Raw genomic sequence first — 15,029 nt, forward strand, 5'->3', positions numbered from 1 at the left:
TTCCTTCTTTCTTGTTTATTTTTAACTTTTAAAAAAGCTAAATCCTAATTAGAGGGGTGTATCAGAAAGAATCCATTGTAATTCGGCAGTGTAAGATTCTTTGACCGTTAAATTAAGGTCAGGAGCAACGCTTAAAAAAAGTCCATTTTGTTGGTTCCAAGGAATTTCTACATTGTTATCGTCCGTTGCGGTGTATTGATAAACTTCGGTTGCTAAAGAGGAGATAGGAAAATCACTACCATTTTTTCGATAAATGAAAGCTTGCTGGATCGTTTTATTTGTAGAAGTTGAATGCATGGGCTGACTCTCTCTTACCAACAAATGCCATGGTGTTTTTGCAACACGACCATCGGCAATGAGGAAAGGAGCGCTAATGGTCGATGGTGAGTAGAGGGTTCGTTTGCTGGGAAAAGGTAAATTTTTAAAGGAAACTGTAGTTGGCATCTGCACAAAACGGAGGGTACCGTTTTTGATAGGTAAAGACTGTTCCTTAGTGATTGGCGTAATTGGCGTTCCGCCACCATCATTGCCAGTAACCGTGCTAGAAAATAAAAGAAATTGGTTTATCCATTCTTCTGTAACCGTTGCTGTATATTGTAAGGTGAATTGTGTATTGGCTTCCGTAAAATTATCTGCTGGCAGCGAATTGTGATAACTCCAATACAGCAAACCAGTGGAACTATCAGTTAAAAGTTGAAGCCCAGCTATTGGCGTACTTAAACCTGCTGCTGATTGTTTTGTTAATGTAGCAGCTGAAAGTTGAGCCAGTCCTTTAGGCACCGTTGCTCGTAATTGCTGATTCATCCACGTTGCTGGTTGATTGGTTAAACGTGTGGTTAACGTAAAACGAATGATTTGACCACTTACGACAGAGTTTGCATCTTCCCAGAGCCCTTGTGCATTTTTCCGCTCAATGATTTGCGTGACCGTTAGTTGAGGCACAGGATAAGCAACTGTTTGAGAAACAGTAGAACTGGTTAGCAAAGGCAGGCCAGTGCGATTGCTGAGCCCTTGGACCCACAAGCTGACCGTTTCTCCCCCTTGGAAAGTGGGTAAATTAGCAAATTGAAAATGGCCATTGGAATCTAAGGACGTTGTGAAAATAGAACCACCATTTATTTGTACTTTAACTTGATAGGTTCCGTTAGATGCTTGAGAAGCTTTACCTGAAAGTTGAGTTGAGCCGGCATTAGCGACTACGTTTGTGACTGGTTGGATTGACCAATTGACACTTTGGTCAGCTGAGGGGCTGCTTTGAATATAGTCGGTTGACGTTTTTGAACGAGCAAAAACAATTGTAGAGAGCGTGTCGCCATATTCTAATGGTGAAGCTAAAGAGATCGAGAAATTTCCGGCTGCATCGACAGAAATCCCTTTCACCACAATGGGGGTAGTGGTGCCATCATGGCGGTTCAAGGTTAATTGAACAGAGTAGTTATAGTTTGGGTCTTGTACTTGTTGAATGGTCCCTGTTACAGTAGTGTCCAGATGATTTGGTTGAGTTAGTTTGGCTGGTGTGACTTGAGGAACGGGATAATTACCTAAACTAAGTTGAGCTTTGCTAATTACGCCTGTTTTTGTATTGTTCCCAATAATAATATTAATTGCACCTAATCCAGTGCCGACATCTGTAAAGGTTCCTCGAATCGGATAGTCTTTGCCGTTAAGAGCAGGAGGGATTGAAATTCCTCGTTTATAAAGTGCGCCGACATCAAACGAAATGGCGGCAGACCATTTGGTTCCGGGAAGTAACACCAAGGTGCTACTTGGAAAAGTCAGATAAACAGAATGATAAGTGCTACTATAAGAGAGGCTGACGCCGTTAGTTGAACTGTGAATATCTTGAGTGGCTGTTCCTGGATAACTGACAGTCCCTGTTAAAAGAGTCAGAAAATCTTGTTGCTTTAGAGTGTCGTTATCTAACTGGCTTGAAATTTCTGTAGGAAGTTGAATAGCAATAATCGGTCGATCATTAATTGCTAAGCCGATAAGTGTCACACTGTATTCATACGAAAGTGTGATAATATCTTGGTTATACGTTCCCGTGCTTAAGGTACTTTTTAAGGTGCTATTACCAACAGAAACACTAGCTGGCGTAGGTGCCATAGGTTCATCGTTTTCAGAGGAAGCATGGGTTTGCTCGGTTTCTTGTTCCACGATATCGGTTGCTTGAGTTGTTTGTTGTTCTGTTGAAACTGAAGTAAATGTTTCACTAAAAGTAGAGGCGTGAGTTGTAGGGTTCAGTGTTTCAGAATGAGCTATCAAAGGTTGAGTCAGCGATAAAAAAAGCCATGATATGATGCAAGAAAAGATTCCCCAGACGAACTTATTCAAAACCATCCTCTCCTTTTTTATATTATATGTATAATGACGAAAATATATAATGAGTAAATATTGAGTACATACATTCTATAATGGGCCATTCATAAAGTAAAGCGATTACATCCGATTGTGAACAAGATATTTTGTTCACAATCTTTTAGTGTTTTAAGAAGGAAATTTCTCGAAATTCTATGCTTTTTTAATCCAAAAAAATTAAAAAACTGATAGTTTGCTAAAAATCGAGTCTTTCTTTCACTTCTTAGCACTTAAAATATTTACATTTTCCTAGGGATAGTGTACTATTTAAAGGTATGCATAAATAAAGTTTGATGTATAAAATTAAATGTTATTCGGAGGGAAACAAATGTCTGCGAAATGGGAAAAAAAAGGCACTAATGATGGTGTATTAACTTTTTCAATCGAACAAGCAGTAATCGAAAAAGGATTAACGCAAGCGTTCAATAAAGTGAAAAAAAACTTAAACGTACCTGGTTTCCGTAAAGGAAAAGTATCACGTACTGTTTTTAACCGTATGTATGGAGAAGAAGCGTTATACGAAGATGCGTTAAACGCTGTTTTACCAGAAGCATATGAAGCGGCTGTTTTAGAAGCAGGAATTGAACCAGTAGCACAACCAAAAATTGATGTTGAAAGCATGAATAAAGGGGAAGACTGGGTTATCACTGCTGAAGTAACTGTAAAACCTGAAGTAAAATTAGGCGAATACAAAAACTTAACAGTGTCTAAACAAGACCGTGAAGTAACAGATGAAGACGTGGAAGCACGTTTGAAACGCGAACAAGAATCTCAAGCTGAATTAGTAATCAAAGAAGATGCCGCTGCTGAAAATGGCGACACTGTAGTTATCGACTTTGAAGGCTTCTTAGGCGACGAAGCATTTGAAGGCGGCAAAGGCGAAAATTACTCATTAGAATTAGGTTCTAATTCATTTATTCCAGGCTTTGAAGACCAATTAGTTGGCAAAAAAGCTGGCGAAGAAGTAGAAGTAAACGTTACTTTCCCTGAAGATTACCAAGCAGAAGATTTAGCTGGTAAAGAAGCAGTTTTCAAAGTAACTGTTCATGAAGTAAAAGCAAAAGAATTACCAGAATTGGATGATGAATTTGCAAAAGACGTTGACGATTCAGTAGAATCATTAGACGAATTAAAAGAAAAATTCCGTAAAGAATTGACAGAAGCAAAAGAAGCAGCAGCTGAAGAAGCAAAAGACGAAGAAGCAATTCGTTTAGCTGTTGAAAATGCTGAAATCGTTGAATTACCACACGTAATGGTTCACGACGAAGTTCACCGTTCAATGGATGAATTCTTAAACAACATGCAACGCCAAGGAATTTCTCCTGAAATGTACTACCAATTAACTGGTTCTACAGAAGAAGATTTACACAAACAATTTGAAGGCGAAGCAGAAACACGCACAAAAACAAACTTAGTGATTGAAGCAGTTGCCAAAGCTGAAAACATCGAAGTAACACAAGAAGACATCGATGCTGAAGTGAAAGATTTAGCAGAACAATACAACATGCCTGAAGCGCAAGTACGTAAAGTATTAAACAACGACATGTTAGAACACGATATTCGTATGAAACGTGCTGTTGAAACAATTACTGAAACAGCTGTTGAAAAATAAACATTTTTAATAAGCTCTTCATTCGATAGAGTTTTCTAAAACTGTAGATGGAAGGTGTCTTTCATCTACAGTTTTTTTCATATAAAATAACTTTTGAAAGGGTGTGTCAAAATGGATAAAAATTATTCGAAAATTAAATATGGATTAGTGGTGTTTGGCATCTTATGCTTGACATACAATCTCTGGGAATTTTTTACGGCTAAGTATTCAACAAAACAAGGTGTGACGTTTGTTATCGAATGTTTACTTGGAATTGGGCTGATCTTTTTACCAGATCTTGTCAATAAATTTTTAAAAATTATTATGCCACCGACTATCGTTTATTTTTACTGGTTTTTCTTATTTATTTCAGTATTCCTAGGAACTTCGTTGCATATGATTTCAATCATTTCGTTCTGGGATAAAATTTTACATTTTGTTAGTCCGATGCTGTTAACTGCTGTGGGTTATGGTATTGCTGCTTTCCTATTGAAGAAAACGAAGTACGCCGATGTTTCCCCGTGGTTATTTTTATTATTTGGGTTTGCATTTGCAGGGCTTTGTGGCGTCTTCTGGGAATTCTGGGAATTTATCTGCGATTCATTAGGGAACATGAACTTACAACGCTATAATATGTCCAACGGCCAACCATTTATTGGGCGTGCTGCTTTAATGGATACGATGGGGGATTTATTTACCAATACCCTTGGGGCCTTTGTGATGGGCGTGTACACGTATATCAGAAGCAAAGGAAATCCTGAGTATTTAGAAAATTATGCGATAAAGAGAAAATAATAAAAAAGCGATTCAACCATGGTTGAATCGCTTTTTTGCTGTTTTTTTAAGCAGGTACTTCGACAGGTTTTTTCAAAAGTCCGTAGACAATTCCTGAAATAATCGCCCCAATTAAGATGAACAATAGATATAGTAATGGATTACTTAATAGGAAGACGACGAAGATTCCTCCATGTGGTGCCAATAATTTGATACCAAACGCACCAACCAACGCACCAGTAAAGGCAGAACCTACCACGAAACTTGGAATCACACGTAATGGGTCAGCTGCTGCAAAAGGAATTGCCCCTTCAGTGACAAAAGAAAGTCCCATTACAATATTGGTTAAGCCGGCATCTTGTTGATCTTTTGTAAATTTATTTTTAAATAAACGAGTTGCTACGAAAATTGCTAATGGAGGAACCATTCCGCCAGCCATTACAGAGGCCATGACCACGCTGCCACCTTCTGCAACAGTACTTGCTAACGTAGCTGTACCGAAAACATAAGCAGCTTTGTTAACTGGTCCACCTAAGTCGATGGCCATCATACCAGCTAATAAGGCACCAAGTAAAGCAGCATTTGTGCCATCTAAGCCAAGTAGGAAATGATTTAACGCATCATTAATTGCTTTCATTGGGATGTTAATGACTAACATTAATAAGCCTGTAATAATCAAACCAAAAACTGGATAGAATAAAATGGTTTTAATTCCATCTAATGATTTTGGCAAGCCTTTGAAAACTTTACGTAAAAGAACCACTACATAACCAGCTAAGAAACCACCGATTAGGGCCCCAAGGAACCCAGCTCCTCCGGCGTTTGCTAATGCACCAGCCGCGAAACCAGCAACTAAGCCTGGACGATCCCCGATACTAGAAGCAATAAAACCAGCTAAGACAGGTAACATAAAGCCAAATGCTGCGCCACCAATTTGGTTAAACCAGCTAGCTACGTCATTGTAATTCCCTAAATTGGCTAATTGATCTTGAGGAACCCCGATAAATTGATCAATCATAAAGGAAAGAGCAATGGCAATTCCGCCACCAATAACGAAAGGTAACATATGAGAAACACCATTCATTAAATCTTTATAGATACGAGAACCGATTGAACCTTCCGCTGAATCCTCTTGGTCGCTTGCAGCCGAGTCACTGCCATGGAAAGTAGGAGCTTCACCACTAATGGCTAAGTTAATTAGTTCTTCGGTTTTACGAATTCCATCACTAACGGGACGGTTGACTAATTTTTTACCGTCAAAACGATTCATTTCTACTTTTTTATCGGCTGCGACAATCACGCCATCAGCACGAGCAATATCTTCAGCAGTTAAACGATTTTTAATTCCTTCTGAACCGTTTGTTTCTACTTTAATGTCTACGCCCATTTCTTTTGCTTTTTTCTTCAGCGCATCTTCGGCCATGTAAGTATGAGCAATTCCTGTAGGACAAGCAGTCACAGCAATAATATATTTACGATTGCTTTCTGGTGCTGGCGTTGTTTGTTCTTGTTCTGCTTTTTCTTCCGCTTCTTTTTGATCTTCTGCTGCTTGGAAAAGAGCTTGTACTGCTTCTGGAGTTTCCGCTTCTTTCAATTTACCAACAAATTCTGGATCGATAAGTAATCGAGAAAGGGCCGCAAGCGCTTGGAGATGTGTATCATTGGCGCCTTCTGGAGCAGCAATCATGAAGAATAGATAAGTAGGTTGTCCATCTAGTGCTTCATAATCAACACCTTTTTTACTTTTAGCGAAAAGAACTGTCGGTTCTTTTACGGCACTGTTTTTTGCGTGAGGCATAGCGATGCCGTCGCCTAAACCAGTCGATGTTTGTGCTTCGCGTTTTAAAATTCCTTCTTTGTAAGTGTCAATGTCAGAGATGCGGCCACCATCGTATAATTTTTGGACCATTTCATCAATCGCGCCTTTTTTATCAGTAGCTTGTAAATCCATAATCATGACATCTTTTATTAATAAATCATTAATGTTCACTCTATTTTCCTCCCTTAGTGGATTTATTCTGAAATTTTTTCAATTGTTACTTCGTGAATAAGTTCTTGGATAAAATCTTCTGAGGCTAAATCATCAGAAAAAGCAGTCGCGCTACCGCAAGCGACACCCCATTTGAAAGCCTCTAAAGGATCTTGTGTTTTTGAAAAGTTGCCAATAAAACCAGCAATCATTGAGTCGCCAGCGCCGACAGAATTTTTCAGTGGACGTTTTAAAACGTTGGAACGATAAACACCTTCTGTTGTGAAAAGTAATGCACCATCACCAGCCATTGAGATAATTACGTGTTGTGCTCCTTCTTCTAGTAACCGATGTCCATAAGGTAAAATATCTTCAACACTTGTAAAGGTTGTATGGTATAATTCTGCCAACTCATGATTATTTGGCTTGACCAATAAAGGCTTTTGTGACAAAGCGTTCATTAAATCTTCACCTGTCGTATCAATAACAAATTCTGCGCCTTTTTCCTTCACAATTTGGATTAATTCTTCGTAAAATCCTTTGCGTAGAGAAGCAGGTGTACTTCCTGAAAGAACAACAATATCACCAGCCTGAACACGACTAACTGCTTGTTTTAGTTCTTGAATTTCTTCGTTTGTTAGAGCAGGTCCTAAGCCGTTAATTTCTGTTTCAGTATCTGATTTCAATTTAATGTTGATTCGTGTATCAGCAGACACGGGAGTGAAATTCGTTTGGATTTCTTCTTTTTTCAACCAATCGGCAATGAATGAGCCTGTAAAACCACCTAAAAAACCTAAGGCAGTGGATTCTGTCTCCATACGTTTTAAAATACGTGAAACGTTGATTCCTTTGCCGCCAGGTAATTTAAAATCATTCGTCATCCGATTTAAATCACCAATTTGTAGATGATCGACATGAACGATAAAGTCGATAGAAGGGTTTAAAGTCACTGTGTAAATCATTTGTTTGCCTCCATTAAAATAGTTTTTTGCTGGAATCCTTGAAGCGATTCAGCAGGGCAGTAGTCAGTTAGTAAAGTAACTGACTCTAATTCTTCCACTTTGGTAAACGTTACTTCATTAAATTTTGTATGATCCAGTAAAACATAGGCTGTTTCTGCTTGATGAATAGCCAAGGCTTTTAGCGCTGCTTCTTCGGGATCAGGCGTTGTTAAACCAAACTCTAAATGTGCGCCGTTAGTTCCTAAAAAAGCTTTGTTAAAACGAAAATGTTGTAGCTGTTCCATACTAGTGGCACCAATGATTGCTTTAGTGGAGAGCTTCAAAGTACCACCAAGCATAATAGTGGGAATTTCCATATCGCTAAGTTTTGCAGCATGATGTACGGAATTCGTCACTACATGGATTTGTTTCCCAACTAAAAAAGGGATCATTTCTAACGTGGTTGAACCAGCATCTAAATAGATCATATCGCCATCTTGTACACAACTAGCGGCTAAAGAAGCAATCTTTTGCTTTTCGTGCGTGTTTTTGATTGATTTTTCCGTCATGTTTTGTTCAAAGCCTAAATTAAGAATACGCTTAGCGCCGCCGTGAATGCGTTCTAACAAATTGGCGTCTTCTAATTCTTGTAAATCGCGGCGGATTGTGGATTCTGAAGCATTGAACAAGCTAGCAAGTTCTTGCGATTTGACGACTGATTTTTGATCTAACAATTGTAAAATTTTTTGATGTCGTTCTTCCGTAAGCATTTTCATCCCTCATTTCATGGATATAATAGCACAAATGAAAACGCTAATCAATCTAAAACGGTCAAAAACATTCAAAAAAATTAAAAAACAGTCATAAGAAAAAAAGAAAGCTGCTGAACTCAGGTTCAGCAGCTTTCTTTAATTCACTAAATCATTCGGTAAAGTTTTTTGATAAATCTCTTTTTTGACTTGGTAAGCGAGTTTTTCATCGGTCAAAATAATGAGCACATCGCCAACATGCATAACAGTATCACCATGTGTTAAAATTTCCGATTCGCCACGGCGAATGGAAGTGAGCAACATTTGTTTAGGCCAGACAAAATCACGTACCATCGTATCATCTAAGGAACTTTCTGCAGTGATAGGTAATTCAATAATCGTTTTGTGGCCACGAATATTACTTACTTTAGAAGGAACCAAACGTTCTAATAAGCTTTCATAAATTGGCTTGCCGCCAAGACTATCGATGGTAATATAACTAACTAAAGCGACAACTCCTAAAGACATTAAATGAGAAAAATTGCCGACCATTTCTGTTACTAAAATAATCGCTGTTAACGGTGCTTTACCAATCGCAGTAAAATAACCAGCCATGGCAAAAATTAAAAAGTTTTTCACAAAAATTGGATCCATCCCTACGTATTGGACAAGTAGACTGCCATACAATGTTCCGATAATGGCACCTAAAGTTAGAATAGGCAAGAAAATACCACCAGGGAGATTCGAACCGTAAGAAACCATTGAAAAAACAAAACGTAAAACCAGTAAGCCGACTAAAGCCCAAATAGTGGCCGGTTGATTGCCTAAAGCTAAAACAATTTGATTCCCACCGCCAAGTAAATGTGGAAAGAAATAACCAATCGGTAAAATCAAAATAAAAGGAATAAAACCATAATAATTAGAAGAAAGGCCTTTGATTTTTCCATATACTTTTGGTAAGGACAACAATGTTTTTTGATATATCCAACCTAATAATCCTAGCAAAACGCCCAGCAGGACTAATGTCCAATAGTACTCTAAAGGCAAAGATTTAACCGGACCAATATAAAGAACTGGTTGCAATCCGAAGAAATGCAAAGAAACAAAGTTAGCGGAAATGGCCGCAGAAAAAGAGGTTAACCAAACTAAAGGTGAAAAGGAATGGTGAACCTCTTCTAGAACAAATAAAAGTCCTGCGATTGGTGCATTAAAAGCGGCGGCTAAACCAGCACTGGCACCACTACTGATTAAAATTTTTTCTTCAGACTTGGTGCTTTGCCGCCATTGACTATAGCCTTGTCCAACCACTGCACCTAGTTGAATTGAAGGACCTTCACGTCCCAAAAATAGCCCAGGACTAATCGCTAAGATCCCACCGATAAATTTTTTCCAAAGCACTGGAAACCAGTGAATTTCTAATTGACCTTGAAGTTGTCCTTCCACTTGGGGAATGCCACTGCCTTTAATTGCTGGTTCGCTTTTGATCAGTCGTCCTAATAAATAAGCAAGCACGAGAGAAAATAAGAACCAAGGAATCATCCAAAAGGGTTTTTCGTGAAACGTTTGATACAGATGCACGACTTGTTCGCCAATTTTTTCAATGCCTAAGCGAAATAAGCTGACAACAAAGCCGACCAGGATTCCGACGACGATGCCTTTAAGGATAAAGCCGATTCGGGTACCATCTAATTGTTTAATTTCATGTACATCATTATTCATTTCATTTTTAGCCTCCATCACTACTTACTAATGTACTGCGGTTTGACTTGATTTACAAGAAAATTTCATATAAAAAGAAAAAGATTTTTTGTTCTTTTCTAAAGAACTTCAAAGGGATTTTTGGTATACTGTATAAGATTGAAAAAAGAGAGAGGACGTTTAATATGACACAAAAACATGCCTTGGTTCAGGGAATGAATCCTCGACAAGAAGAAGCCGTTTTGCATACAGAAGGACCACTGTTAGTCATGGCTGGTGCTGGTAGTGGAAAAACGCGGGTTTTAACACACCGAATTGCCTATCTAATTGAGGAAAAAGAAGTAAATCCATGGAATATTTTGGCGATTACGTTTACCAATAAAGCTGCTAAAGAAATGAAAGAGCGTGTAAATAAATTACTGGAAACGGGTGGCGAAGATGTATGGGTCTCCACTTTTCACTCCATGTGTGTAAGAATTTTACGTCGTGATGTGGATCAGATTGGTTACAACCGTAATTTTACAATTATTGACCCATCGGAACAAAAAACATTAATGAAACGCATCTTAAACGACTTAAATATTGATTCAAAAAAATATGATCCTCGCTCAATTTTAGGTACGATTAGCAATGCCAAAAATGAATTACAAACGCCTGAAAAAGTTGCTGAAATGCAAGGTTCCTTATATGAAGAAATTGTCGCAAAATGCTATGAAGCCTATCAAAAAGAATTACGCAAAAACCAATGTATGGATTTTGATGATTTGATTATGAATACGATTCGTTTATTCAATGAACAACCAGATACGTTGGCGTTCTACCAAAATAAATTTCACTATATTCATGTGGATGAATACCAAGATACCAATCATGCACAATATACCTTAGTCAATTTATTGGCTGCACGTTTCAAAAATCTGTGTGTCGTAGGTGATGCCGACCAAAGTATCTATGGTTGGCGCGGGGCGGATATGCAAAATATCTTGGATTTTGAAAAAGATTATCCAGATGCCAGTGTAATTTTGCTAGAACAAAATTATCGATCCACCAAAAACATTTTGGCGGCTGCGAATGATGTCATCAAAAATAACCGTAACCGCCGCGAGAAAGAACTGTGGACAGAAAATATAGACGGTGAAAAAATTGTCTATTATCGCGGGGACACAGAACGGGATGAAACACAATTTATTGTGAGCCAAATCCAAAAAGAAATGCGGGAAAATGACCGAATTTATGGTGATTTTGCGGTATTATATCGGACCAATGCTCAATCCCGTGTAGTGGAAGAAATGCTCTTGAAATCTAATATTCCGTATACCATGGTGGGCGGACATAAATTCTACGACCGTAAAGAAATTAAAGATATTTTGGCTTATTTAAGTTTGATTGCCAATCCAGATGATTCGATTAGTTTTGAACGAATTGTCAATGAACCAAAACGAGGAATCGGTAAAAGTTCAATTGAAAAATTACGGCTATTTGCGGATACGCATGGTTGGGCTTTGCTGGAAGCTGCCCAAAATGTTGATTTGGCAAATATTTCAGGAAAAGCGGGTAAAGAGCTTGGTAATTTTGGCATGATGATTCAAGACTTAACGAAAACAGTGCCCTATTTAACGATTACAGAATTGGTGAAAGAAACTTTACAACGTAGTGGTTATCGGGAAGCTTTGATGGCGCAAAATAATTTAGAGTCTCAAGCTCGCTTAGAAAACTTGGACGAATTTTTATCTGTGACACAAGAATTTGATAAACGTTTTGAAGCGCAAAATAACGACGATCCAAATGGCGAAGAAACAAAATTGGCGGATTTTTTAACAGATTTAGCCTTGGTTTCTGATCTAGATAATTTAGAAGAGAGCTCTTCACAAGTAACCTTAATGACGTTGCATGCGGCCAAAGGGCTGGAATTTCCAGTGGTCTTTTTAATGGGCTTAGAAGAAGGGGTTTTCCCATTATCACGTGCCATGCTAGAAGAAAGTGAACTGGAAGAAGAACGGCGCTTGGCTTATGTTGGTATCACACGAGCGGAAGAAGCCCTGTTCTTAACGAATGCTTATTCGAGAACATTATATGGTCGCACGCAATATAATCGACCAAGTCGCTTTTTAGAAGAAATTGAGGCGGAGCGTTTAATGAAACAAGGGGCGGCGGCCAATTTACAGAAAGCTCCAGCGCGCACCTTTGATCCTAAAGTATTCAAGCCCAGCGCAAGTAAACCAGCTTATACACAGCCAGCTACAAAATCAGTTAGCAACAAAGTGGCAAGTGGTGGCGAAAAAGTTTCCTGGCAAGCAGGTGATAAGGTCCAACATAAAGCATGGGGCGTTGGTACAGTCGTTCGTGTAGGCGGTTCGGCCAAAGACTTAGAGTTGGACATTGCTTTCCCTGAAAAAGGCATAAAACGGTTGTTAGCGGCATTTGCACCTATTGAAAAAATTTAACATGCAAAATAGATCAGCGATTTAATGAGAAATCATCATTAGATAAATTCTTTTTATTTTCTATCTTAGTGTAAATGTGTTAAAAAGACGATAAGAGCATTACACTTATGAGGAGGAGTTCTACGATGGAACAACAACCATTAACATTAACGGCGGCGACAACTCGTGCGCAAGAATTAAGAAAACAACTCAATCAATATTCCCATGAATATTATGTCAAAGATCAACCATCCGTAGAAGATTATGTTTACGATCGTTTGTATAAAGAGTTAGTCGATATTGAAACGGAGTTTCCTGATTTAATCACGCCAGATTCGCCGACACAACGTGTAGGTGGCAAAGTTTTATCTGGTTTTGAAAAAGCTCCGCATGACATTCCAATGTATAGTTTAAATGATGGGTTTAGCAAGGAAGACATTTTTGCTTTTGATGAACGTGTTCGTAAGGCGATTGGTAAACCCGTTGCTTACTGTTGCGAGTTGAAAATTGATGGGTTAGCAATTTCATTACGTTATGAAAACGGGGTGTTTGTACGCGGAGCAACACGAGGCGATGGAACGGTTGGTGAAAACATTACAGAGAACTTACGAACGGTTCGCTCTGTACCGATGCGTTTAACGGAGCCCATTTCAGTGGAAGTTCGTGGCGAGTGCTACATGCCTAAACAATCCTTTGTCGCATTGAATGAAGAACGTGAAGAAAATGGCCAAGATATTTTTGCCAATCCTCGGAATGCAGCGGCGGGAAGCTTGCGCCAACTAGATACAAAAATTGTGGCGAAACGGAACTTAAATACGTTTTTATACACAGTTGCTGACTTTGGGCCAATGAAAGCGAAGACGCAGTTTGAGGCATTAGAAGAACTTTCTGCAATTGGTTTTAGAACCAATCCCGAACGGCAATTATGTCAGTCAATTGATGAAGTCTGGGCCTACATTGAAGAATACCATGAAAAGCGGAGCACTTTGCCATACGAAATCGATGGAATTGTGATTAAAGTGAACGAATTTGCGTTGCAAGATGAATTAGGTTTCACTGTCAAAGCACCTCGCTGGGCGATTGCCTACAAATTTCCACCAGAAGAAGCAGAAACAGTAGTGGAAGATATTGAATGGACAATTGGGCGCACGGGGGTGGTCACTCCTACTGCAGTCATGGCTCCTGTACGAGTCGCGGGAACCACGGTTAGTCGGGCAAGTTTGCATAATGCAGATTTTATTCAAATGAAAGATATCCGTTTAAATGATCATGTTATTATTTACAAAGCCGGCGATATTATCCCAGAAGTAGCGCAAGTCCTAGTTGAAAAACGTGCAGCCGATAGTCAGCCTTATGAAATGCCGACACATTGTCCAATTTGTCATAGTGAGTTGGTGCATTTAGATGAGGAAGTGGCGTTACGTTGTATTAATCCAAAATGCCCTGCGCAAATTAAAGAAGGGCTGAATCACTTTGTCTCACGAAACGCAATGAACATTGATGGCTTGGGGCCACGAGTGTTAGCACAAATGTATGACAAAGGATTAGTGAAAGACGTAGCGGATCTGTATTTCTTAACAGAAGAACAATTAATGACTTTGGATAAAATCAAAGAAAAATCAGCAAACAACATTTATACTGCCATTCAAGGGAGTAAAGAAAACTCTGTCGAACGTTTGATTTTTGGCTTAGGGATTCGCCATGTGGGTGCGAAAGCGGCGAAAATTTTAGCGGAGCATTTTGGTGATTTACCAACCTTAAGTCGTGCAACTGCGGAAGAAATTGTGGCTTTGGATTCAATTGGCGAAACAATCGCAGACAGCGTTGTGACGTATTTTGAAAATGAGGAAGTTCATGAATTAATGGCTGAACTGGAAAAAGCCCAAGTGAACTTGACATATAAAGGTCTCCGGACAGAACAATTAGCAGAAGTGGAGTCACCTTTCAAAGACAAAACAGTTGTTTTAACAGGAAAATTAACGCAGTACACTCGCGAAGAAGCCAAAGAAAAAATTGAAAATCTTGGTGGAAAAGTTACAGGGAGTGTTTCGAAAAAAACTGACATTGTGGTTGCTGGCGAAGATGCTGGCAGTAAATTAACCAAAGCTGAAAGCTTAGGCGTGACCGTTTGGAATGAACAAGAAATGGTCGATGCGTTAGATGCAAGTCATTTTTAAGAAGAAAAATTAACGTTGTCAGATTTTATGTAGTAATTTGATGGTATACTTATTTTAGTCATAAAAGTTATATGAACGAGGACTTTCTGAGTTGAGAAAGGAGGTTGATGCTTATGCGCAATTCTTCTTACTTTAACGAAAGGAGCAATGTTTTTGTCCGTTGAAGCAGCGCTAGGACTGATGATTGGTTTTGCAACACTTGTTGTGACCATTATCTTCGGTATCTTAGCGCTTGTCTTAGACAACAAAAATAACCGTTCATAAGCTTTGAGGAGCTGAACGGTTAAGCGTTTGAAATAAAACCAATAACTCAGTAAGCCGCTAGTTCTTATAACTAGTAGTGGCTATT

The 15,029-nt window shown here is 38.8% G+C and carries 11 protein-coding genes; 5 read left to right on the top strand and 6 right to left on the bottom strand.

Annotated features, from left to right (window positions below; translation table 11 throughout):
* Window positions 1-48 precede the first annotated feature (48 nt).
* Entirely contained in the window at window positions 49-2,340 is a 2,292-nt protein-coding gene (locus IGL13_RS02465) for a hypothetical protein (RefSeq protein ID WP_002378028.1), read from the bottom strand.
* A gap of 346 nt (window positions 2,341-2,686) precedes the next feature.
* Between IGL13_RS02465 and tig the strand changes: the two genes are divergently transcribed.
* A complete protein-coding gene (gene tig, locus IGL13_RS02470) occupies window positions 2,687-3,970 on the top strand; it encodes a trigger factor (protein ID WP_002355556.1) in 1,284 nt (427 codons plus the stop codon).
* Window positions 3,971-4,081: 111 nt separating this feature from the next.
* Window positions 4,082-4,744: a hypothetical protein gene (locus tag IGL13_RS02475; RefSeq protein WP_002355557.1), complete on the top strand. Its 663-nt coding sequence runs from the start codon at window positions 4,082-4,084 to the stop codon at window positions 4,742-4,744.
* Window positions 4,745-4,790: 46 nt separating this feature from the next.
* Here the strand turns inward: IGL13_RS02475 and IGL13_RS02480 are convergent, their stop codons facing one another.
* The 4 genes from IGL13_RS02480 to IGL13_RS02495 form a co-directional block, all read right to left on the bottom strand.
* A complete protein-coding gene (locus IGL13_RS02480; protein ID WP_002366176.1) occupies window positions 4,791-6,713 on the bottom strand; it encodes a PTS fructose transporter subunit IIABC in 1,923 nt (640 codons plus the stop codon).
* 23 nt (window positions 6,714-6,736) lie between these two features.
* Window positions 6,737-7,654, bottom strand: coding sequence for a 1-phosphofructokinase (gene pfkB / locus IGL13_RS02485; protein ID WP_002363177.1), 918 nt, complete (start codon window positions 7,652-7,654; stop codon window positions 6,737-6,739).
* Window positions 7,651-8,403 carry a DeoR/GlpR family DNA-binding transcription regulator gene (locus IGL13_RS02490; RefSeq protein WP_002381250.1) on the bottom strand — a complete coding sequence of 251 codons (753 nt, stop codon included), beginning with the start codon at window positions 8,401-8,403 and terminating at the stop codon, window positions 7,651-7,653. The genes pfkB and IGL13_RS02490 overlap by 4 nt, the downstream gene beginning before the upstream one ends.
* A 138-nt stretch (window positions 8,404-8,541) precedes the next feature.
* On the bottom strand, window positions 8,542-10,101 hold the full coding sequence (locus IGL13_RS02495) for a ClC family H(+)/Cl(-) exchange transporter (RefSeq protein ID WP_002368023.1): 1,560 nt from the start codon (window positions 10,099-10,101) through the stop codon (window positions 8,542-8,544).
* 164 nt (window positions 10,102-10,265) lie between these two features.
* Between IGL13_RS02495 and pcrA the strand changes: the two genes are divergently transcribed.
* Together pcrA and ligA are read left to right on the top strand one after the other, a co-directional pair.
* Window positions 10,266-12,524, top strand: coding sequence for a DNA helicase PcrA (gene pcrA / locus IGL13_RS02500; protein WP_002363179.1), 2,259 nt, complete (start codon window positions 10,266-10,268; stop codon window positions 12,522-12,524).
* A 125-nt stretch (window positions 12,525-12,649) separates the two neighbouring features.
* Entirely contained in the window at window positions 12,650-14,680 is a 2,031-nt protein-coding gene (gene ligA, locus IGL13_RS02505) for an NAD-dependent DNA ligase LigA (protein ID WP_002358699.1), read from the top strand.
* Here the strand turns inward: ligA and IGL13_RS02510 are convergent.
* Window positions 14,677-14,892, bottom strand: coding sequence for a hypothetical protein (locus IGL13_RS02510; RefSeq protein WP_002382998.1), 216 nt, complete (start codon window positions 14,890-14,892; stop codon window positions 14,677-14,679). The two genes, ligA and IGL13_RS02510, sit on opposite strands and share 4 nt — an antisense overlap.
* On the opposite strand from IGL13_RS02510, the gene IGL13_RS02515 reads away from it, so the two are divergent.
* Window positions 14,858-14,944, top strand: a complete 87-nt coding sequence (locus IGL13_RS02515; RefSeq protein WP_306173767.1) for a hypothetical protein — start codon at window positions 14,858-14,860, stop codon at window positions 14,942-14,944. The genes IGL13_RS02510 and IGL13_RS02515 overlap by 35 nt on opposite strands.
* The last annotated feature ends 85 nt before the right edge of the window (window positions 14,945-15,029 follow it).

Origin of the sequence: Enterococcus sp. DIV1937 (genome assembly GCF_050535975.1) — a bacterium.
Taxonomy (GTDB): domain Bacteria; phylum Bacillota; class Bacilli; order Lactobacillales; family Enterococcaceae; genus Enterococcus; species Enterococcus faecalis.

Bases quoted from the DNA above. Each gene is read 5' to 3' on its own strand.
- IGL13_RS02495 (WP_002368023.1), bottom strand. From the start codon at position 10,101: ATGAATAATGATGTACATGAAATTAAACAATTAGATGGTACCCGAATC.
- IGL13_RS02490 (WP_002381250.1), bottom strand. From the start codon at position 8,403: ATGCTTACGGAAGAACGACATCAAAAAATTTTACAATTGTTAGATCAA.
- IGL13_RS02510 (WP_002382998.1), bottom strand. From the start codon at position 14,892: ATGGTCACAACAAGTGTTGCAAAACCAATCATCAGTCCTAGCGCTGCT.
- pfkB (WP_002363177.1), bottom strand. From the start codon at position 7,654: ATGATTTACACAGTGACTTTAAACCCTTCTATCGACTTTATCGTTCAT.
- ligA (WP_002358699.1), top strand. From the start codon at position 12,650: ATGGAACAACAACCATTAACATTAACGGCGGCGACAACTCGTGCGCAA.
- IGL13_RS02475 (WP_002355557.1), top strand. From the start codon at position 4,082: ATGGATAAAAATTATTCGAAAATTAAATATGGATTAGTGGTGTTTGGC.
- pcrA (WP_002363179.1), top strand. From the start codon at position 10,266: ATGACACAAAAACATGCCTTGGTTCAGGGAATGAATCCTCGACAAGAA.
- IGL13_RS02465 (WP_002378028.1), bottom strand. From the start codon at position 2,340: ATGGTTTTGAATAAGTTCGTCTGGGGAATCTTTTCTTGCATCATATCA.
- tig (WP_002355556.1), top strand. From the start codon at position 2,687: ATGTCTGCGAAATGGGAAAAAAAAGGCACTAATGATGGTGTATTAACT.